This is a genomic window from Microbulbifer halophilus, assembly GCF_026183675.1.
In the GTDB taxonomy this organism is placed as follows: Bacteria; Pseudomonadota; Gammaproteobacteria; order Pseudomonadales; family Cellvibrionaceae; genus Microbulbifer; species Microbulbifer halophilus.
Map to the genome: position 1 here is coordinate 1 of NZ_JAPIVK010000084.1, position 1,546 is coordinate 1,546.

The 1,546-nt window shown below is 70.6% G+C and carries 1 protein-coding gene; it reads right to left on the reverse strand.

What is annotated here, in order from left to right; translation table 11 throughout:
- Positions 1–1,546 (reverse strand): thrombospondin type 3 repeat-containing protein (locus OQE62_RS19295; RefSeq protein ID WP_265723675.1); only part of this gene is annotated, 1,546 nt, incomplete at both ends.

The window sequence follows — 1,546 nt, forward strand, 5'->3', positions numbered from 1 at the left end:
GTCCACACCGTCGCCGTCGTCGTCGGTGTCGCAGGCATCGCCCACACCGTCGCCGTCGGTGTCGGTCTGGTCGGCATTGGGGACTGCCGGGCAGTTGTCCGCGCCGTCGTCGACGCCGTCGCCGTCATCGTCGTCGTCGCAGGCATCGCCCAGGCCGTCGCCGTCCAGGTCTTCCTGACCGGGGTTGGGGACTGCCGGGCAGTTGTCCGCGCCGTCGTCGATACCGTCGCCGTCGGGGTCGTGGTCGCAGGCCTCGCCGATGCCGTCGCCGTCCAGGTCTTCCTGACCGGGGTTGGGGACGGCCGGGCAGTTGTCCGCGCCGTCGTCGATACCGTCGCCGTCGGTGTCGTTGTCGCAGGCGTCGCCGATGCCGTCGCCGTCCAGGTCTTCCTGACCGGGGTTGGCTACCAGCGGGCAGTTGTCTGCGCCATCGTCCACGCCGTCGCCGTCGTCGTCGGTGTCGCAGGCGTCACCCACACCGTCACCGTCGGTGTCGGTCTGGTCGGGGTTGGGCGCCAGCGGGCAGTTGTCCGCGCCGTCGTCCACACCGTCGCCGTCGTCGTCGGTGTCGCAGGCATCGCCCACGCCGTCGCCGTCGGTGTCGGTCTGGTCGGGGTTGGGCGCCAGCGGGCAGTTGTCCGCGCCGTCGTCCACACCGTCGCCGTCGTCGTCGGTGTCGCAGGCATCGCCCACGCCGTCGCCGTCGGTGTCGGTCTGGTCGGGGTTGGGTTCTGCCGGGCAGTTGTCCGAACCGTCGTCGATGCCGTCTCCATCGGTATCGGTGTTGCTGTCACAGGCGTCGCCGATACCGTCGCCGTCGGCATCCTCCTGGTCGGGGTTGGGCGTCAGCGGACAGTTGTCACTGCCGTCGTTAACCCCGTCGCCGTCGTCGTCGGCGTCGCAGACGTCGCCCTGACCGTCGCCGTCGGTGTCGGTCTGGTCGGGGTTGGGCGCCCGCGGGCACTTGTCCCCGCCGTCCTCCGCGCCGTCGCCGTCGTCGTCGGCGTCGCAGACGTCGCCCTGCCCGTCGCCGTCGGTGTCGGTCTGGCTGCCGTTGGGTACCAGCGGGCAGTTGTCGGCACCGTCGTCCACACCGTCGTTGTCGTCGTCGGTGTCGCAGGCGTCGCCCTGGCCGTCGCCGTCGGTGTCGGTCTGGCTGCCGTTGGGTACCAGCGGGCAGTTGTCGGCACCGTCGTCCACACCGTCGTTGTCGTCGTCGGTGTCGCAGGCGTCACCCACGCCGTCACCGTCGGTGTCGGTCTGGTCCGGATTGGGCACTGACGGGCAGTTGTCGCTGCCGTCCGCGGTACCGTCGCCGTCGTCGTCGTTGTCGCAGGCGTCGCCGATACCGTCGCCGTCCAGGTCTTCCTGGTCGGGGTTGGGCGTCAGCGGGCAGTTGTCGCTGCCGTCGTCGACACCGTCGCCGTCGCTGTCGGTATCGCAGGCGTCACCGATGCCGTCGCCGTCGGTATCCTGCTGGTCGGGGTTGGCCACCAGCGGACAGTTGTCGCTGCCGTCTTCGATACCGTCGCCGTCGTCGTCGTTG